14 protein-coding genes are annotated in these 20,207 nt (G+C 59.3%); 4 read left to right on the top strand and 10 right to left on the bottom strand.

What is annotated here, in order from left to right:
- Positions 1-330: 330 nt before the first annotated feature.
- Genes JNN07_06625 through JNN07_06635 form a run of 3 tightly spaced genes read right to left on the bottom strand, consistent with a single transcriptional unit; the run spans position 331 to position 2,412 of the window.
- Positions 331-1,221, bottom strand: a complete 891-nt coding sequence (locus JNN07_06625) for a hypothetical protein (protein ID MBL9167399.1) — start codon at positions 1,219-1,221, stop codon at positions 331-333.
- A gap of 59 nt (positions 1,222-1,280) precedes the next feature.
- Positions 1,281-1,832 (bottom strand): DJ-1/PfpI family protein, encoded by a 552-nt coding sequence (locus tag JNN07_06630; GenBank protein MBL9167400.1) that lies wholly within the window; start codon positions 1,830-1,832, stop codon positions 1,281-1,283.
- Between the two features lie 55 nt (positions 1,833-1,887).
- Positions 1,888-2,412, bottom strand: a complete 525-nt coding sequence (locus tag JNN07_06635) for a DUF1801 domain-containing protein (protein MBL9167401.1) — start codon at positions 2,410-2,412, stop codon at positions 1,888-1,890.
- Between the two features lie 220 nt (positions 2,413-2,632).
- Between JNN07_06635 and JNN07_06640 the strand changes: the two genes are divergently transcribed.
- From JNN07_06640 to ispE, 3 genes are all read left to right on the top strand, one after another.
- Positions 2,633-3,337, top strand: a complete 705-nt coding sequence (locus JNN07_06640; protein MBL9167402.1) for a DUF1080 domain-containing protein — start codon at positions 2,633-2,635, stop codon at positions 3,335-3,337.
- Between the two features lie 269 nt (positions 3,338-3,606).
- The gene (locus tag JNN07_06645; protein MBL9167403.1) at positions 3,607-4,113 is read left to right on the top strand and encodes an exosortase system-associated protein, TIGR04073 family; all 507 of its coding nucleotides are present in this window, start codon (positions 3,607-3,609) and stop codon (positions 4,111-4,113) included.
- A gap of 27 nt (positions 4,114-4,140) precedes the next feature.
- Positions 4,141-5,040 carry a 4-(cytidine 5'-diphospho)-2-C-methyl-D-erythritol kinase gene (ispE, locus tag JNN07_06650; GenBank protein ID MBL9167404.1) on the top strand — a complete coding sequence of 300 codons (900 nt, stop codon included), beginning with the start codon at positions 4,141-4,143 and terminating at the stop codon, positions 5,038-5,040.
- Between the two features lie 294 nt (positions 5,041-5,334).
- Here ispE and JNN07_06655 read toward each other — a convergent pair whose 3' ends face one another.
- The 7 genes from JNN07_06655 to JNN07_06685 all read right to left on the bottom strand — a co-directional run bounded on the left by JNN07_06655 (position 5,335) and on the right by JNN07_06685 (position 18,183).
- On the bottom strand, positions 5,335-5,835 hold the full coding sequence (locus JNN07_06655) for a hypothetical protein (GenBank protein ID MBL9167405.1): 501 nt from the start codon (positions 5,833-5,835) through the stop codon (positions 5,335-5,337).
- Complete coding sequence (gene lepB, locus JNN07_06660) at positions 5,832-6,356, bottom strand: signal peptidase I (protein MBL9167406.1); 525 nt, start codon at positions 6,354-6,356, stop codon at positions 5,832-5,834. Before lepB ends, JNN07_06655 begins: the two co-directional genes overlap by 4 nt.
- Positions 6,357-6,454: 98 nt before the next feature.
- Positions 6,455-8,263, bottom strand: a complete 1,809-nt coding sequence (locus JNN07_06665) for a protein BatD (GenBank protein ID MBL9167407.1) — start codon at positions 8,261-8,263, stop codon at positions 6,455-6,457.
- A 405-nt stretch (positions 8,264-8,668) separates the two neighbouring features.
- On the bottom strand, positions 8,669-10,237 hold the full coding sequence (locus JNN07_06670) for a 2-isopropylmalate synthase (GenBank protein MBL9167408.1): 1,569 nt from the start codon (positions 10,235-10,237) through the stop codon (positions 8,669-8,671).
- 214 nt (positions 10,238-10,451) lie between these two features.
- The gene (locus JNN07_06675; GenBank protein MBL9167409.1) at positions 10,452-11,024 is read right to left on the bottom strand and encodes a DUF4126 domain-containing protein; all 573 of its coding nucleotides are present in this window, start codon (positions 11,022-11,024) and stop codon (positions 10,452-10,454) included.
- Between the two features lie 138 nt (positions 11,025-11,162).
- Positions 11,163-11,636 (bottom strand): SRPBCC family protein, encoded by a 474-nt coding sequence (locus JNN07_06680; protein ID MBL9167410.1) that lies wholly within the window; start codon positions 11,634-11,636, stop codon positions 11,163-11,165.
- A gap of 100 nt (positions 11,637-11,736) precedes the next feature.
- A complete protein-coding gene (locus JNN07_06685) occupies positions 11,737-18,183 on the bottom strand; it encodes a PKD domain-containing protein (GenBank protein MBL9167411.1) in 6,447 nt (2,148 codons plus the stop codon).
- A 197-nt stretch (positions 18,184-18,380) separates the two neighbouring features.
- Between JNN07_06685 and icd the strand changes: the two genes are divergently transcribed.
- Complete coding sequence (icd, locus tag JNN07_06690; protein ID MBL9167412.1) at positions 18,381-19,742, top strand: NADP-dependent isocitrate dehydrogenase; 1,362 nt, start codon at positions 18,381-18,383, stop codon at positions 19,740-19,742.
- The last annotated feature ends 465 nt before the right edge of the window (positions 19,743-20,207 follow it).

Below are 20,207 nucleotides of genomic sequence, written 5' to 3' on the forward strand. Positions count from 1 at the left end.
CAAGCGTTCTTCTCGAGGGTCTCCCGTAATGCCGCCAGCTAGTTAGCAAGACCAACTGGCCCTTATGGTGGCCCCGTTTCCGTCCGTTCTGCAATGCTGCCTGAGTCTTTCAGGACCGCTGGACAAAACTCATACCTACGCAAAGGACGCGATGTGGGACCACCGAAAGATGGAATACGACTTCTTTTTTGTTCCGCCCCCAACGGGTTTCTCTCGGATCGGAGCTTCGTGTCTTAGTGGCTTAGTGTGAGAAAAATCGGGGTCTTTTCCCCTTCCGACATTGCGTCCTTTGCGTCCATTGCGGTTTAAAGAAACGGTTCCTGCGCCTCGTCAGATTGCGGCGAGTTGGCGCAGGCGCAGCGCCGCTTTAACACCCTTCTTCGCGGGATGACGGACGGCGTGGCGGATCATCCACTTAAGCTCGGCGGATGCCCCCTTCGCCCAGCGCTCGCAGATTTCAAACGCCAGATCCGGGTGGTCCTTGGCGATATCCCCAATGTGATTGGCGACGCTCCGTCGGACATAGAGGTCAACGTCATCCTTCAATGCCTCCAGGATCGGCAGCACGGGACTCGGATCCTTGACGAAGCTGGGGATCCGCATGGCCCACGGCAGCCGAGGGCGAGTGCCTTCCGAGCACAGGCGTCGGACGTGAGGGCTTGGATCACGGGTCCACTTCATCAGGCGCGCCAAGGTCTCCTTTTGGCGTTGGATGAGAAATGGGCGGATCGAAAACTCCGCGCTGAAGCGCTGGGTGATCTCATACTGCGCCTTCATCGAGATTTCAAAGGGATCACGGCCGCCGTTGTGCCCGGGATCTAGGCCGTAGGTCGCGATGAACGACACGTGTGGCAGGTAAAAGAACACAGCGAGCCCGAGATCCTGAGTGGCCGATTGAGGTGGAGTGAGTGAGGTGAGGAGTGTGGAAATCGCCTGATCGTAGTTCCCTGGAAGGTGGGCCCTCAAGGCCCGCGCGAGATGATGACCCCGCTGCAGGATCGCCAGCGGCTCGAGGCCATCGAGGGCGGTCTTCTTGAATTCCTTGGCATTGAATTCGGGATGGACGAGGGACAGGTTGTGCGCCAGACAGTCGATGGCTTCGCGATCCAATAAGTCTTTGAGGGTGCTACCCTTTTCGATGGAACTGGGGCCAGATGGCAGCCGGAACGCGAGGGGGGTTCCCGACTCTCGGTTCCGGTCGGATTTCGTGGGTGTCGGCATGAAGGTCCCTGCGTGGAGCGATTAGGCGGACTCGTAGTCGAACTCCTGGCCCTGGCTATCTATTCGCGCAGGGCGTTGAAGATGTCGCGGTAGAACTCCGGATGGCTTTCCCAGGTTTGGGAGGTAATGAGCCGGTCGTCGCGAACGCTTTCGCGATCCACCCATTTGCCTCCGCACTGTTCCACCTCACAGCGGATGTTGCGGTAGCAAGTCAGGGTGCGTCCGGTGCCCAACCCCGCAGCCAGGACAATCTGGATTCCGTGGCAGATTGAAAAAATCCATTTGCCGGCATCATCGAACTCGCGCACCAGCTGCAGCAACTTGGCATCATGGCGCAGATGCTCGGGCGCACGGCCGCCGATGAGGAGGATGGCTGCGAAGTCCCGGGATTTAACTCGGCTGATGGCGATATCGCTCTCGATGAGATAGCCGGGCTTTTCGACGTAGGTGGTCCATCCGGGATAAAAATCATGGATGACGGAGTTGAGCCGTTTTTTCTGGGTCGAGGCAATGACCGGGATCCAGCCCTCTTCTTTGAACCGATGCTGGGCATAGAGAATCTCGAACGATTCGCCAGCGTCATCGGTGATGATTAGGATCTTTTTTGGCATAGGTGGGAGATAGCGTTACTGATGGTCTGGAACCAAGAAAAATCGCCATGCCCGGCTACCGATTTCGGAGTCGGGGCTTCCTGCCTGGTTTGGGAGTCTTGGACCCCGGCTGGGCTGGTCGAGGGCGGGCAGCCGGCAGGCTTTCCTGGTAGCGCCGGATATGACTCTGGGCGGTCTCACGGGCGATCTGGTGTCCGATAAGCTCGAGGGGCAGGTCGTCCAGTGACTTGAACCGAACGCAGCATTTGCCCATATCCAGCTTTTTTCCGGTGGCCGCCCAGGCCTTGCGGAAGGCTGCCTCTTCCTCGGTGCCGACATAAAGCCCCATCATGTAGAGGGAGTAGTAATTCTTTTGAGCGGCCAGCGCTACGAACGGCAGGGGTTGACGGGGATCGCAGTGATATCCCGGTGGAAACACCCGATGAGGCACATAATAACCAATCATGCCATATTGCATCCCCTCTTCGAAATCTCGATCCAGATTCGCGAGGATGACTTTTCGAATCGCCTGCAGCACCCGTCTTCGCTCCGGTGATTGGTCTTTGAGGTAAGCTCCTACGGTCTTTGCTTTGGATTGCATAAGTGGGTGGTGGAAACCGTTATAATCCTCATTCTGCCAAGTTCAAGCGGGGTGTTTGTCGCGGAGAGGTGTAGGGCGAAACTCTGTTGAGCCCACCGAGTCTCTCCCTACCTCCTCGCGTGGAGCAGGACTTGAATTTCAGCCACTTCCAATCTCACCCGGAGCCCGCCTCCGCCTCCGGTCTGGACTTTCGGGGTCCCGTCGGAGTAGTAAACTGTCCATGCGCATTCCCCGTTCTCTGTTCGCCTGGGCTCTAGTCATTGTGAGCATGTCTTCAGCGTTGCCGTCGGTGGCTGCGGATTCCTCGTCCAAGCGAGGGTGGCAGAACCTCTTTGATGGCAAAACGACCGCCGGGTGGCGTGGGTTCAAAAAGCCCGGCTTCCCCGACAAGGGTTGGCGAGTGGAGTCCGGCGCCCTGGTGCATGCCAGCAAAGGTGGGGGTGGCGACATCATCAGCGAACAAAAGTTCCAGGAATTCGACCTGCGCTGGGAATGGAAGGTGGCCGACGGTGCCAACAGCGGGCTAAAATACTTCATCATTGAGGAGCGCGGCTCGGCAATAGGCCATGAGTATCAGATGATTGATGATGCGCTTCACCCGGATGCCAGGACGGGGCCGTTGCACCAGACGGCTGCCTTCTATGATGTGTTGCCTCCCCATAAGCCGGCGGTCAAACCGGCGGGGGAGTGGAATCGATCCCGGATCCTGGTGAAGGGCAATCGCGTGGAGCACTATCTGAACGGGAAGCTCGCCCTGCGTTATGAGATGGGCAGTCCGGAGGTGGTTGAAGGGGTGGCCAAAAGCAAGTTTAAGAAGGTGGAAGGATTCGGTAAGCCTGTTCTCGGCCACATTCTATTGCAGGACCACAGCGATGAGGTCTGGTTCCGGAATATCCGGATCAAAGATTTGGCCCCGCGACGGTAGGAGTGAGCCATCTTAGATTTGTTTACCCGCCATCGCTCATCGCGGCGAGTCGAAGACCTTCACGCACACTGAGGGTATTCATGGGCTCGACAGAGTCTCTCCCTACCCAGCGATAAACTTGAGCATGCCGTTTTCGGGTTGGGTTGGTCTGAAATCATGGAATGGACCGATTAAGTCGGTGGAATTTGGGACGATAAAAAGTTCAGCAGAACATAAAAATCAGGACTTTACTTTGTCAGGGGAGCCCCCCTACGCTTCACAAGCTCTGTATGACCAAAACGCTTTTCAAACTGTCAGCTCTCGTGGCTGTGGCCTCCCTGTGCGGCGTGGGCTGCGCGGGCCCGGAACAGAAACTCGGCCGTGGCATTCGTAACGCCACGGAATTCGCTCGCCTCGGCGAGATGCAACGCTCGATCGAGCAGACCACCTTGTGGGATGGCCCGCAGAGTGCCTACACCACCGGCGTGGTGCGCGGCTTTAACCGCAGCTTGGCGCGCACTGCCTACGGCGCCTGGGAAATCGCGACCTTCCCGTTCCCCTCGTACGAAGCCAAATTTACCCCCAAGGGCTACATTGCGCCGGATAACTCCATCGGGTCCACCCGCTATCCCTACGGTGGCATGAAACTGAGCGAGAATCCGGCCTATCCTACCAGCTTGAAGCCGGGCATGCCCACCGATCCGATCATGGACGCGAGCAGCGACCTGGGTTTCAACGGTGGAATCATCGGGCGCTCCATCCCTGGCAGCCGGTTCCGGGTGTTCGAAGGAAACTAAGCCGACCCTCTTTCAAGGCGCCGACAGATGCTGTTGGCGCCTTTTTTATTTCCCATGCTGGAGCTCGAGTCCCCCTGCAAGGTCAATCTGGTTCTGAATATCCTCGGGAAGAGGCCGGATGGATTTCATGAACTTGAGACGGTGATGTTTCCAGTGCCGCTGACCGACCGGCTTCGCTTCGAATCGTCAGCCTCTACCTCGGCTCTCACGCTGACCTGCAGCGATCCCACTCTGGCTGTCGACTCGACGAACTTGGTCCACCGCGCAGCCAGCGCCTTTCTCCGCGAGGCTGGGATTCAACAGGGACTGCGCCTGCACCTCGAAAAGCGGATTCCGATGGCTGCCGGCCTCGGGGGAGGAAGTGGAAACGCGGCCACGACGCTCCTGGGATTGAATCAGCTTTTCGGCAACCCACTGACGCCGGGCGTGCTGGATAAGCTGGCGGCGGGGCTAGGTTCTGATGTGCCCTTTTTTCTGCAATCCAAGCCGGCCCTGGCGACAGGACGCGGGGAGCAGGTGACTTCCTTGGAATCCCAGCGGGCGCTCCACGGTTGCGCCCTGTTTCTGGTACACCCGGGGTTTGGCATCTCCACCCCCTGGGCCTATCAGCAGCTGGCGCGATTTCCTTCGGCGATCCACGGCACTCCCGGGCGAGCTCAGGCGATGGCCCAGGCGTTGCAGTCGGAGGACCGCAACCAGGTAGGACGTTTGCTCTACAACTCGCTCGAAGCGCCAGCGTTGGAGAAGTATCCGGTGTTGAGCGTTTATCAGGAGTTTTTGGCCAAAGCCGGCGCGCTGGGGCAACTGATGTCGGGGAGCGGGTCAACAACCTTTGCGTTGTTCTCAGGCCTCGAGGCTGCCCTGAAGGCAGAGGCCTCCTTCAAGGAAGTGTTTACGTCTTGTTGGACATCGTCGGTGCAGCTCTAGCAGCAAACACTGCCGGCGCGATGGCACCGTTGTCGTGAGATGAGCAAACCCTAGGATCGCGCCGGCAGTGTTTGCTGCTAGATATTTTTCCTGCGGAAAAAGAGCCAATGCTGTGAAGGCTTTCCTCGAGGCCAAAGTGAGGTAGCAGCTTTGGGTTCCGCAGGGAGAGCCCCTCCGCGATACCCCGACTCGGAGTCGGGGTGGTTCTAGCAGGCCGACGCCTAGAAAATCCTGGACCCAAACAATAGCCCTGCCGGGCACCCTGTGGAACGATATTCTAAGTCCGACGGCCTGCTAGCGTCCGTAGGTCTTCACCGTCTCGAGCCGCTTAATCAGCCATCCGTCGGACGTGTTTTCCAGGATGGCCTTCATTTCCTGATACTCCTGTTGCTGCTCCAAGCCGATCTTGGCGCTGAGCGTCATGAGCACCACGGCGCTGCGATGGTCCGGTGGCAGCTCGACGGACGTCACATCGAAATCGAGTTGGATGGCCGGGACGCCAAATCTGACTTGCTGAACCAGTTCCATGAAGTCGGATCGCCCTTCGATGCTTTGGGAGCGCCCTCGCTGCATGTTGACTTGCACCACTAGGTCGGGACTGAAGAGCGCCTTCATCTGCCCGATCGCGCGTTGCTTGGAAATGGGGTGTTCTTCAGCGGAGTAACTGGCCAGCCTGCCCAATTGTTTCATCTGATTTTTGATGAGCGCTCGGTCGTCCGCCGGCCACAGCCAATAGGCGAGAACTGCGACGAGGGCGGCGACCGCCAAGAGGAGTAACAGGCGTGATCGATTCAATAGATGACCTTTCCGGTAATACGTTCGATTCGAATGGTGTCGGCGGTATGAAGCGGCATGTCCATCGATCGATTGTCGCCGATGAAGAAGTATTCGTCCGGGCGGAGGATGATTTCCGGTCGGTTCCACGTGCGGTTGTGGGATTTGACGTACGGTTCCTCGAGGGGCTGTCCATCGATGTGGACGACGCCTTGTTTGATGGCAAAGCGTTCGCCCGGCAGGCCCACGATTCGTTTGACCAAAAACTGTTTACCTCCGGCGATATCGATGAGGACTACGTCTCCTCGTTGCGGGGGAGATTGTCGATAGGCGCGGCGGTAGGCGATGTGGACATCGCCGTCCAGATAGCTCGGGAGCATGCTGTCACCTGAGACCACGAAGGGCATAAGGAAATAGCGATACGTGATCACCACCGTGGCGATCAAGAGCGCGACCCGCGCCAGTGTGCGTTTGATGTTGCCTCCCACAAGAAAGCGTTTGAGACCTTGCCACTGTTGCTGAGGTTTCGGGTCGGTATCCATGCCTGTTTTATGTCGACCTCCCGAGCTGAAGCAGTGCGTCTCTGCTGGGTTCAACTCCGGAGGGCGGCGTTAGTTGCTCGTCGTGACGTGACAGTTCTTTAATCCGGCAGGCTCTTGATCGCGTTCAAGGCCTTCTCCACCCGTGGAACCAACTCAGTGAGTTTTGCGGCAGTCATTTGGGGGGCATATCGAAACTGATTGCTCTGGCGGAACAAGTCGTGGAGTTCGGTTGCTGCCTCCGCTGGAAGGCCCCGCGGCGCGAGTTTCTCGTCGATGACTGCTTCCGTCAGGCCGGATTCCGGGAGGTCCAGTTTCTGGCCGATCTGGGCGCGCAACACCTTCACCATGGTTTCGAAAAAGATGTCCGGCTGTTGTCCGCTCGCTTGCGTCCGCAGATCCCGGAGGCCGGCGGCGACCAGAACTCCGACTTCGCGCTGACGCTTCAGTCGCGGGTTGTTGGCCAAGGACTCCTGTCGCAGCCGCTGGAGGCGGAGCACGCCCCACAATCCGATGGGAATCAGCTGAGCTACCAGGAACCAAGGTTGATCCCACAGGGGACGGGGCGCTTGCAGAGCGATGCCCATTTGCGGCCGGATATGGAGGAGTCCCGAGGCTCGGTCTGCCCCTCCGGCCGGGCCATTGGTTCCCAGCATCGGCGGCGGAGCGCTCGAGACCGCTGCAGAGCTGAGTTGCAGGGGAATCGCGGCACCAGTGAGCGTCCGATAGACTCGCTCATCCGGATCGAAAAAGCTCCATTGGAAGGCCGGGAGCGTTTGGGTTTCCGGACTTTGAGGCACGACCACTTGCTCGAAATACTTGGTGCCTCCCAGCTCCAGGGGATCTCCCAGCTCCGTGCGGGTGCTGGCGGGATAGAACTTAAAGCCCTTCCAGTGATCGAGCTTCGGGAGCGTGAGTCCTTCGATGGCTCCCTGTCCGGAGATGGCCAGCTTGAGGGTGATCGGATCGCCGACCGCCAGGGTGGTGGGGCCCGCGGTATAGCTCATCTCATATTTGCCAACCGCGCCGGTGAACTCAGGAGGGGCGCCGGCGGGCAAGGGTAACACCGTGATCTTGACCTCCTCGGACGTTGGTTTCATCCGTTGGCTGGGTCGGCCGAAGAACACATCCGGGCGACTGCCGGGGACGGGGACATCGAGAATCATCGACACGGGGCCTAGGGACAACGGCCCGGTCTTGACCGGAGTGACAACCGTGCGGAAGGTGACGAGCGTCAGGTTGCGGTTGTTGATCCGCGTATTGGCCTTGGTAGGATCGGCGATCTTGCCGACGTTGAATCCTTCGCCAGTGAGCTGAGGTCCTTGAACGAGGCGAGCTTCCTCTACATAGAGTTGAATATCCACTGGCAGAAGTTCCCCCAGGTAGACTTCCTTCTTCGGGACGGCGATCTGGAGGAACGCTGGGGAATTGGCCAGGTTCATCGGGGAGGGTTTGGTGACCTTGAGGGAGAGCGGGCGAGTCCGGAGGGTCCCGGCGTCCGTCGGAACGTTGAACGAGGGAATGGTGTAATCTCCGGGCTTTTCCAGCTCTACCTGGTAGGTGAGCTGGAGTTGCATGGAGCGTCGGCCGTTGACTATGGATATTTGTGAGGATTGGCCGGCGGGAGTAACCTTGAGGCCGTCCAGACTGGGAGGGGGCGGGTGCCCTCCGCGCAAGGTGGCTCCTTCGACCCGCAAACTCAGGGTGACAGTTTCGCCGACGGATGCGGTGGCACGATCCAGTTGAGCTTCGGCGGTGGCGGCTTGGACGTCCTTCGGGGCGGCGCTGAGACCGATGAGAAGCAGGAAAAGCGTGAACCACCCGCGGGCTACGCGGGCTTTGCTGAAAACGGGGTGGGGAGAGGCCAGGCTGCAGCAGAGCCGGGCTACCATCGACTGAGTTTGGTTCATTGACGCCGGGGTTCCCAAGACACTCCGGAGACATTGCCAACGCGGACCGCTGGTTTCAATGGGAAAGCGACGAGGGCGGGTGCAGCGGGGGCAGGGGGTAGAAGGGGGGGAGGGGATCCCGACTCCGTCGGGGCTCCGAAAGCCGCAGAGGCCTGCGCGACTAAGGAACTATAAGCTTGGTCGGATCGTTTCTCGATCAACTCCCAGACGCTTCGCGAGCCGGGCACGCCATTTGGAGTGCTGTAGCCCTCTACAGCTTTTGTAGCCCCGACGGAGTCGGAATCATTTCAGGGCACGCGTTTCTAAACACACCTGGGGACTTGCCCGGGACGGACGACGCTACAACGGAGTGTGGGCCGTGTCGGCCCACCCCCCGTGACCCATGACCTGACAGCCACCGCTTGGTTACGGGTTGGATCGCTTCTTCGCTTTGGGCTGGGAGCTGGCTTCGTTCAGGAAGCGGTTCACCGCGTTCAGGTAGGCCCGCGCGCTGGCTTCGATGATGTCGGTGCTGGCTCCCTTTCCAGAGATCAGCTCACCAGATCCGAAATCGGCCTTGATGGTGACTTCGCCGAGCGCGTCCTTTCCCTGGGAAACGGCGCGCAAGGAGTAGTCGATAAGAATGCCGCGGGTCTTGGTCAGCCGATCGATGGCTTTGAGCGTCGCATCGACGGGTCCATCTCCAGTCCCGGCATCGGTGACGGGCTCCTTAGCTTGGGCCTGACGCAAACGAACCGTCGCCGTCGGGATGGTTTGGTTGCCACTGGTCACGTTAAGATACTCCAGAGCCCAGGTCTCCGGAATCTCCGTGATATGTCCTTCAACCAAGGTGGCGAGATCGTCGTCGTAGACAAACTTCTTCTTGTCGCCGATCTCCTTGAATCGGGCGAAGATGGCCGCCACTTCGGCCTCGGTCATTTTGAATCCGAGGTGCTTTAAGCGGGCTGAAACCGCGGCGCGGCCGCTGTGCTTGGTCAACGGAAGCTCCGTTTTGCCCCATCCTACCTCGCAGGGATCCATGATCTCGTAGGTCTCCCGTTTCTTGAGAATCCCATCCTGGTGAATGCCGCTGGAGTGCGCAAAGGCGTTCTCACCCACGATGGCCTTGCTGCGCTGCACCACGAGTCCACTCATGCGGGAGACCAGCCGGGATGATTTCACGATCTCGCGCGAGCGAACGCCGCACTCGAAGTCGCGGTACACATCGGCCCGAGTTTTGAGGCTCATCACGATCTCCTCGAGCGAGGCATTGCCGGCGCGTTCGCCGATGCCATTCACGGTGCATTCGACTTGGCGGGCTCCGTTCTGCACGGCGGCGAGCGAGTTCGCGACCGCCAAACCCAAGTCGTTGTGGCAATGAACGCTGATAATGGCCTTGCCGGAACGGAACTCGGCCACCCCCTGGTAGAGCTGTCGGATCAGGGCACCGAACTGATCGGGGACAGCCCATCCGACGGTGTCAGGGATGTTGACGGTGGTGGCGCCGGCGGCGACGACTGCACGGCAGACCTGGATCAAAAAGTCGGGTTCCGTACGGGAGGCGTCCTCGGGAGAAAACTCCACATCATCGACGAAGCTTTTGGCTCGCTTCACCCCTTCCACCGCGAGGCGGATGATCTCGTCCTGGGCCTTGCCGAGCTTGAATTCACGGTGGATTTTTGAGGTGGCGAGGAAGACATGAATCCGTCCGCGCTTGCCCGCGGGCTTCACGGCGGCTCCCGCGGCATCAATGTCCTTGGCCACACAACGGGCGAGCCCGGCGATGATGGGCCCCTTGACCTCTTTGGCGATGGTTTGGACCGCGGTAAAGTCGCCTTCGCTGATCACGGGAAATCCGGCTTCGATCACATCCACGTTCAGCCGTGCCAGTTGCCGGGCTACCTCCAGCTTCTCGCGGAGGTTCATCGATGCGCCGGGGCATTGCTCGCCATCGCGGAGCGTGGTGTCGAAGATCAAGATTTTCTGGTTTTTCATGCTCGTTTTTCGTTAGCGGCGGTGGCGCTCAGGCGTCGCGTCAGGTCCGGACAGCAAAAGACCCCACCGCCAGGTTTGGCAGTGGGGTCTTGAAATTGTGTCTCAACTCAATGCCCTACCGCCGACCTGCACAGAAGCAGGCCGGTGCTAAGCAGCAGTCGAGTATTCAAGAACCGAATCACAAAATGACCAATACGTGATGACTAGGTTTTGGTCAACTGGTTTGTTTGGAAAAACGTTGACGGCGGCGGACCACCGTGACCCCGACCAAACCCACGATCGTGAGCGCGGCGACCACGGCGAACACCGGAGCCATCACTGCTAAACCGGTGGAGAGCACGGATCCACCGAGTTCAACGCTGGCCAGCAAGGGGTTACCGAGTCCGCCAGTGGTCAGGGTCGAGGCCCCTCGGGCGACCACCGTGGTGGCTTGGACGGCAGCGGCAATGCCACCGCCCGCGATGATGGCCAAGCCCCAGCGTAGGAATGGGCTCATGTCCGTCATGACCGATGCCGACACCATCACGCCCGCCACTACGGCTGCCGGGGAAGCGACGGTGTCGAGAAAGTTGTCCAGCCAGGGCACATAGTAAGCTCCGATCTCCAGGGCGGTTGCGATGCTGAGAGCAATGAGCGCAGCGGTCGATCCAAGCCACTGGAAGTCGGATGCCAAGGTCAGATGGCCCGAGTGAGCGGCGATGCTGATTCCCAGCATGGGCACGAAAACGCGGAAGCCGCAGGCGGCACTCAGTCCGAGTCCAACACACAGAGCAAGAAAGGTTTCCATAAACAGTATTGTGTTCAGTGGCACATTGCCACCTCCAGATAACCCTCCGGGATTCGATAAAGTTGCAGGCTTTTCCGAGGAAATGGGATAAAGAAATTTATTGCCCGCGGATCACACGGACGACGCCGCAGATTCGCTTTACCCGGCCAACGGCAGGGGCTCCTGGGTTCCGCCGAAGAGCTCGCTCATCTTTCGGTTTCGGTAGTCGAAAATCTTTTCAACATCCCGTCGAACGAACAGCTTTTCAATTAAGCCACCCCCATACACCGCATAGCGAATCTGATCGGTCATCAGGGTGCCGCCGTCCTTCTCCACAAACCGATGTTCGTGGATCCAAAGCCGATAGGGACCGCGTTTTTGTTCGTCCACAAAGCGGAACGGAGGCTCCCATGCAGTGATCTCGGTCTGCCAGCGCACGGGAAATCCATGAATCTTGAGCCGGTAATCGATCAAAGCTCCGGCGTGCATGCGAATCGGGAGCGGAGTCAGAATTTTAAACTGTACCCACGGTGGCGTTAAAGTCTCCAGATTTTGGGCATCAGCGAAGAAGGGAAAAAGGTCGGCCACCGGCTTGGGCAGCCAGATTTCCCGATTAAAGTTAAAGAGCTTCACAACGTATTGTCCAGTGACTGCTGTCGGTGTTGGATCGGCGGAGCACTCGCTCCGGACCTACAACCTCTCTGCCTTAATCTAGCAAAGTTTCGCCGGAGCGCTATGGGGAATTCAACAGCCGGAAGAACTGCGCTGTGGTGGTCGGGGGCACCACCACCACGGAGCGATCCCCGACGGTTGAGGGTGCAAGGGCAACGACAGTCCAGATTCCCGCAGGTTGCTCCACTGCGGAAGTCGAGTACAGGAGATACCCTGCCGCGGTGGAAGGCCAGGATAGCTGGATGTCACCGGATTCCAAAACGGCCACTTCGAGTCGTGGGCGGACGGTCGGCGGCTTCTTGCTGTAGCCGCTGGCGACAAGCTCTAGGGCGAAACCGAGATCGGAACTGCCGGCCGACCCTTGGTGCAGTTCCACCGCGATGACATTGACGCCTGCCACCAGATTGGTGGAGACCACGTTGGTGCTGAACCAGGTTTGTTCGTCGGCGCCTTTGACCTGGCTTTGGGCGGGGGTGTTGTAACCAGCGGCCGCTGCCAGGTTGCTCCGAAAGAGTTCCTTTCCGTTGAGGTAGACCGCGATGCCGTCATCCCGTTGATAGCGGAAGGCCAGATTCGTCAGCACTACTTCCGACGACACCTCGAACGATTTACGGAAGTAGGTGGTGATGTATTTGCTGCTGGCATTGGGGCCGAAGCTGACCGTAGTTGTCTCCCCGTCATCACCATACCCCAGACGAGCGGCCCCCGTGGCCCACGCCGAATCATTGTAGGTGCGTTCTCGCCAGGCGGTGCCGAGATTCTGTCCCTGATCGAAGTAACTCCACTCGCCATCCGCCGCCACCAGCTGCTGGGTGACGAACGGAGCGGCCACCGTAACGCGGACGGCCGTGGAGTCTTGGCTCGTTCCATCGCTGAACCACGCGCGGGCGGTCAGGGAGTGCACGCCCATTGAAGCGTTCAGCCAGGGTAGAATCCACGGTGCTGACAGAACTTCACCCAGCCGCTCGGCCCCATCGAAGAACTCGACCCGGGTAATGCTCACACCCGGGCTTCCGGACTGAGCCGCAGCTTCGATCACGATTGTCTCTTCCGAAGGGCTGGTCCCAGCGCTTGCGGGGGAGATGAGGGCGACCCGGCGTTCGGAGGTGCCAACACCGATCAGTTGAAGATCAAAGGCCGCATCCGAGCTGGTGGCGGTTTGCTGATGCAGTTCCACGGCGAGCAGGTTCTCGCCTGATTTCAGGCCAGAGCCGCCTAAGGGAATGACGGTGTCGAAGAAGGTGGTCTCGTCGGGACTATTCACCACGTCACGTGCCGGAGTGCTCGAGGTGATGAGTCCATCGGGCATGTTGCTTCGGTAGAGTTCTTTTCCGTTCAGATAGACGACCGCCCCATCGTCGCGGGCGAGGCTCACCACCAGCTGGTTGAACGCCGCCGGGTTGGTGACCGTAAAGACCCGACGGAAATAGTAGGTGGTCCGGCCGGCGGAGAGGGTCGTCGCTTCGCCATCCAAGCCGAAGCCCAGACGACCGTTGCCGCGGAGCCAGGTGGAGTCAGCGAAGCTGTTTTGGTTCCAGTCGGCTGCGACCGGGGTTGCTGCGTCCCAGTAACGCCAAGGCGATGCGAGGTTGATAAGTTTCTCCAGTACCGGGACGATCGGTGCGGGGCGCAGGCCCACGGTGATATGGATGGGAGGACTAATTCGAACGGTGGCTCCTTCGACCGATCGAGCCTCGAGAGTGTGGGATCCGACATCGGCTCCGGTCCAGTTGATGCGGTAGGGGGGGACATCGCTGCCCCCGATCTTTTGGCCATCGGCGTAATATTCGACGAGGGCACCGGGGGCGGCCTCGATCAGCTCAGCTGAGAGGGGTATGTTGGCGGGCTGATTGAAGTAGGTTTGGTCGGCGGGACTTGTGAGGTTGAGAGGTGAGGCCGAGGCGGTGGCACTGAGCGCGGTGAGGGAGAGGTCGAAGGCGGCATCCGCACTGGTCTGAGACTGTTGGTGCAACTCCACCGCCACGACATTCGTGCCGGCTACCAACCCCAGGCTCGGCAGCACAAATTCTCGCGTGGCGACGGCCGGCGTCCCCACGACTCTTTCCAGGGCCAGAGTGTTGTAGCTAATACGGCTGGCGGGGAGATTGTCTCGGAATACCTCCTGGCCATTGAGGTAGACCACTGCACCATCATTGCGGGTGAGCCGGACGAGGAGCCCGCCGAACTCACTCGGGTTGTCCACTCCGAACGACCGCCGGAAATACGCGGTAATGTGCCGGTTCAGGCTGTTGGTTCCCCAGCTGAGCGTCGTGGCCAGGTCAGGGACGCCGTAGCCCAGGCGCGTCGCTCCGTACTTCCACGACCCATCATCAAAGTTGCGTTGCTTCCAGGTGTCGGAAAGCTCGGAGCCATCGTCGAGATACCGCCAGAGCTGGCCGGAGCTAATCAGTTGTCGACCGGGGGGAGGTGCGCTGATCTGAACAGCCACGGTGTCGCTCCGGATTTCCTCACCCGTGGAATCGGTGGCGACAGCCTGCAGCAGGTAGCTGCCGCTGGGGGCATCGTTCCACTGGAGTGAGAACGGTGAGTTGGTGTCCTCGCCGATTTTGACGGAGTTGGCCAAGAACTCCACCTTCGCAATGCCCAGAGTGGCGCCGGCCACCGCTTCCGCGCTGAGACCAATTCCGCCCGCTGAAGGAAGCGTTGATCCGGCCAGAGGGGACGTGAGCCAGGAGCCCCGGCTGCGGATGACCTCGGCGGTGGCGGAGAGCGCGAGATCGAACACCAGATCGGAGCTGGTGGCGGACGATTGGTGAACTTCGACAGCGATCGTGTTTGTTCCGGGGGTGAGATGCTGAATCGCCGCGCGCGGCAAATTGAAATTGTAGAACACCGAACCGTTGTCCGACGCACCGGAGGCGAGGGTGGAATACGTGACGGTTCCCGAGGGGAGATTGTTGCGCAGAACTTCGTTTCCGTTGAAATACACAATCGCTCCGTCATCCCGCTTGAGCGAGGCGGTCAGTGTGGTGATGGAAGCCGGGTCCTCCACCACCACGGTGCGACGGAAGTAGATGGTGGGATACCTTGATCCGGACGAACCGCCGTTCAGGGTAGTGACTACGCCCGGCTGTCCGAAGCCCAGCGGTGCTGAGCCCGCAAGCCAGGTGCTGTCGTTGAAGGAGGGTTGCGCCCAGGTCGCGGCCGCGCTCGTGGAACGCGCCAAATACTTCCATCCCGACCTGGCGGCTAAGAGATCGATTTTCAGAGGATCCTGTGTCTTGGGAGCAATGCGGATTCGCACCGGAGGCGAGGTGACTTGGATTCCTCCAATGGTCGCTATGGTTCGGAGCACATGATCGCCATCGGGAGCCCCGTCCCACACTTGCTCAAAGGGTGAGGAGGCCGTTTCGCCGACCAGCGTTTGGTTAGCCAGGAAGGCTACCTTGGTGACGAGTCCCACCGTCTGGACAGTGGCCCGAAGGCTGACTGCCTCGCCGGTCACCAAGCGGGATTGGTCCTTGGGCTCGCTGAGGTACACGACATGGAAGCCCGCCACGTTGGACAGGCTTTGGCCGCTGAAGGCCAAATCAAACGTGGCATCGGAACTATTGGGTGTGGACTGATGAATCTCGGCCGCGATCCAATTGGTGCCTGCCACCAGCTCCGAGTTTGGGATGGAGGTGAAGAGATACGAGTCGGGCTCTACAGAGTCCAACGCTCGCGTGGAGTATCCAATCTCCCCGCTCGGCAGATTGTTTCGATAGATTTCGTTCCCGTTGAGATGGACTACGATGCCGTCATCCCTTAGGACTTCCACCAGATAATTCGTGAAGGCAAGGGGGTCTTTGACGACGAAGCTTTTGCGGAAGTAATAGGTTGGAATCTTGTCGCTGGAGCTGGCTCCGAAAGAGATCACGGTTCCTTCGCCGCCTTCGCCGTAGCCCAAGGGGCCGGTGCCAGTCTTCCAGGTTCGGTCATTGAAAGTGGGGTTGATCCAAGCAGTTCCTTGATCCACCCCGGTATCCAGATACTTCCATCCGGTCGCCTGCTTCGCGATGAATGGAGTTTTGATAACCAAGGAGCCGGTAACTCCGACGAAGTCGAGGTTGGATTGGCTGGGGCCGACCTCTACGGGATTGTTGAAGTAGGGATGGGCGAACGAAAGGGCACCCGCAACCGGTTCGATGGCGTCGACGTTGTAGCTGCCCGCGGGAAGGTTGACGATCGTGTAGCTGCCATCGCTGTCCGAATGGGCGTAGTGGGTCGCGTCCGCGGAGACGCGGATCCCGGCAAGCGGGCGGTTACCCGCATCGACCACGTGGCCGGAGATGCGGAAGGTGGATGGGCTTCCGATAGACACGATCACGGTCTGCTTAGCGACGCCGCCTTTCATATCGCTGACCGTGCACTGCACCGCGTATTCACCGGCGTTGGCAAAGCTGTGGGTCGTCGTGGGACTGTTGTCGGTGGAATAGTCCCCATCTCCGAACTCCCAATAATACGCCAGCGCATCACCATTCGGGTCGGAGGCATCGACGATAAATGTCACCAACTGGTTCTCGCCGGCGGCTTGCGGGCTGGCCTGCACCAGGCCCACGGGCGGCCGGTTGGTGGGGAACTTTCCGCTGTTTACCACAATGTCCATGGCTTCGGGATAAGTGTTAGCCTTGCCGATGGGGGTGAAATGGAAATCGATGGTGGGATCGCTGAAGGTTCTGCCGATGACAATGGCGTTGTCGTCGGCATTGCCCTTAAGCCGCACATCGAGCAGATAGGTTCCCTCGTTCCCGTTGCCGCTCCAGAGCAACTGCACTCCGTTCATGAGGGCCTGCTTCGAGGTTTTGCGTTGTCGGAAGTTGAGCCAGTAGTTCTGGTTGGAGCTGCGTCGGAATTTCAGGCCACGCACCCCGGTTCCGACATTGCCATCAAAGCTGTACAGGCGGTAGGTCCCACTGCCGGCTGCGTTGAGATCCACAATGTCGCTGTCCTTGATCCATCCTAGGTAATTTTTGTAGCGGCTGTTGTAGTGGTTGGGGGAACCGCCGCCGCCCATGGGATCGTTATTGTCCCCATACTCCACGTTTTGCCCCTCTCCGATGGCGCTTCGGAGGGAAGTGTCCCAAAAGTGTGCGTGGTTGAGACCCAGATTGTGTCCGAATTCGTGGGTGGTGACTGCTGCGTCGAAGCAGCGATTGGCGAGGTGGAAACCGACGCCCCCCACGAAGGCGAGTCCGCAGTAGGACGCGGCTGGTTTTCCGTCGGTGCAGACATAAAGAAAGTCGTATTGAGTGAGGTCATAATTGAATGTGTCACGGGCTACCGTCTGGCAGGTTTGATACAACTTCCCGAGGCCAGAGTTATTGTATTCGGCGACCAGTCCAGGCAGCGTCATGGCAGGAGTGATGTCGGAACCCTTGCCGAGCGGGGCAAGCACCAGCTTCCCGTAGGACATCTCGAACATGTAGTTGCTGAAGTTTTGCCAGTGAGTGACGGCGTCGTTCGTGGAGATGCCCTCGGCGTGATCGCTCCACTTCGGCCGCATGAGTAACATCTTCTTCCGTCCCTCGGTGAAACTTGACTCGGCGACATCCAGCGAGGCCAGGTTGGGGGTGGGTTCGTCCAGTCCGAGTGCCGCCATCCGTGCATTCACCCACAAGTCGGCGTCGACCTTGCCGCAGAAGGAATGGATCTCCCCTCCCAATTCGATCACGGTTTCCGTTTGCTTGGCGGTGACCTCGACGTTTGAAACGCCGCAGAGAGGGTCGGGCTCGAGGTTCTGAGCTCTTTCATCGCTCCGGTCCGAGGTTTCTACCGGGTCCAGCAATCGGGCCGGAGATTCGTTTAGCGCCATTAACTGTTTTGGACGCCCCAGTGGAGTGATGAACGGGACCGACGCCGCATCATTGGGAACGGCCAAGCCGTAGATCGGAATGTCCGACTTGGTCATGAAGCGTCGGCCGGCGCCATAGGTAAAGGCTTGGTAATCTTGTCCTTCTACGTTGACCGTGCGCATCACGGGGGGCATCTGAGTCGGTTGGTCCGCACCACCGATCACGGCGATGACGGCCAGATCCCCTCGGGCATTGATAGGTGTCTCCATCTGCTCTAGAACACTCGGGGGCAATGACTTGCGGGTTTCGTAAGAGGCGGTGTGTTCGAAGGCTCTCTCGGGATAGGTCTGGACCAGGTCGGCCATGACCGTCAGCCTCGCTTGGGCCAGTTCGATCCCTTCAGCTTCCAGAGCCGTGCGTTCTGCTGGGCTGCTGGCCGATCGGTAGCGCTGGACCCATTCCTCGAACCGGGCGATCTCAAGCGGTCGAGTGTCTGTGCCTGCGGCAGATCCGGAAGGGAGGCTGTTGGGACTCGAGGGAGTCGGTTGGATGTCTCCTAGAGCTTTTTCGCTCAATAGCTTGGGAGAGACCGCCGCACTTGGAAGCGGGCGAGGGGATTCACTTGAAACCGAGTTCCGGCTGCTAATCCACCAGCTTGCGATCAGCGTCGTTAGGACAACGCCGCACCAGAAAACACGTTTGGGCAGGTTCATGAAATGAGTGTCGAGTTTACTAACTCAGGCGGGCTCCTGGCGCAAGCGACGTTTGAGAAATATCTGGATGACAGGAGCCCGTAGACAGGCTGTCCGACGCTTCTCCCATCGGATTGCTTGCCCCGTGAGCCGCAACCGTTTAAACAAAGCGCCGTTGATTGCAGTCCTTAACCATTTTGAAATAGCCATCTGACTCCATGCCCTATACCACTGTCACTCCTCCGGCTGGCGGGAAAATCACGATCTCCGCTGGTAAATTAAACGTCCCCGAGAATCCGGTCGTTCCTTTCATTCGTGGGGACGGAACGGGCCCTGACATCTGGGCGGCCAGCGTGCGGGTCTTTGATGCAGCGGTGGAGAAGGCGTATGGGGGAAAACGGAAGATTTCCTGGTTTGAGGTGTTTGCCGGCGAGGAGAGCTTTAAGCGGTTCAATAATTGGCTTCCGGATGACACCGTGGAGGCGTTCAAGGAATATCTGGTGGGGATCAAAGGACCGCTCACCACTCCGGTGGGTGGGGGGATCCGCTCCTTGAACGTGGCGTTGCGGCAGATGCTGGACCTCTATGTCTGCCTCCGACCTGTGCAGTATTTTAAAGGAGTGCCTTCGCCGGTGAAGCATCCGGAGAAGGTCGACATGGTTATCTTCCGGGAAAACACGGAGGATATCTATGCAGGTATTGAGTATAAGGGAGGATCGCCCGAATCGGTGAAGCTCCTGGAATTCATCGCGAAGGAGTTTCCGAAAGATTTTGCGAAGATCCGTTTTGGCACCCAGGAGAAGATTTCCGATTACATGAATCGGGCGACGGGCGGGCATGGTCACGGGGCTCCGCCGGTTGAGGTCGGGCTGGGCATCAAGCCGGTGAGCGCGGTTGGAACGATCCGTCTAATGAAGTCGGCAGTGGAGTATGCCCTGCGCTTCAAGCGCCGCAGTCTGACGATTGTTCACAAAGGGAACATCATGAAGTTCACCGAGGGCGCGTTCCGGGACTGGGCTTACGGCGCGGCGGAGCGGATCTTCGGCGACAAGGTTTACACCTGGGCACAATATGAGGTGACCAAGAAGGAGAAGGGTGAAGCTGCCGCCAACGACGAGCAGAAGGCCGCACTTAAATCCGGACGGCTCCTCATCAAGGACGCGATCGCCGACATCGCCCTGCAACAGGTGCTCACCCGGCCCGAGGACTTCGATGTCATCGCCACCCTGAACTTGAATGGAGACTACCTGAGCGATGCGCTCGCAGCCCAGGTCGGCGGCATTGGCATTGCCCCGGGAGGAAACATCAACTATGTGACGGGGCATGCCATCTTCGAGGCCACTCACGGCACAGCGCCGAAGTACGCCAATAAGGATGTCGTCAATCCGGGGTCGGTGGTGTTGAGCGGTGAGATGATGTTGCGCTACATGGGCTGGACGGAAGCCGCGGATTTGATCCTGAAGGGATTGAACGGAGCGGTTGCCAGCAAACGGGTGACCTATGATTTCGCCCGCCAAATGGAAGGCGCCACGGAGATCAAATGCTCCGAGTTTGGTGACAATCTCATCGCGCACATGTAAGTGTGGGTGTCAGGAGGGAAGCGCGGGTCCGCGCTTCCCTCCTCCCCTCCGTAGTCGTAATCGTCCTTCTCGCCTGGAGGCTCCGGGGGCGGAATGTCCATATGGACGGCGGTGGCACGACACCGCTGTTCCTTCACGCTGCAGCCCGCCTAGTCGCGCACCTGGGGATAATCCGCTCACCACAAGCCACTCCGCCACGTGCAGGAAAAGCGGAGACATGTCTCCGCACTCCATATTCGCCTCCCTCCCTTCGTAAACGTCAACGTAAGCGTAATCGTCCCTCTCGCCTGGAGGCTCTGGGAGGCGGAGTGTCCATATGGACTGCGGTGGCACGACACCGCTGTTCCTTCACGCCGCAGCCCGCCTAGTCGCGCACCTGGATAATCCGCTCACCACAAGCCACTCCGCCACGTGCAGGAAAAGAGAGATCGGAAGAGAGACGAGTAGGGAAAGAGTGTAGTGGCG

The organism is Verrucomicrobiales bacterium (assembly GCA_016793885.1).
GTDB lineage: Bacteria > Verrucomicrobiota > Verrucomicrobiia > Limisphaerales > UBA11320 > UBA11320.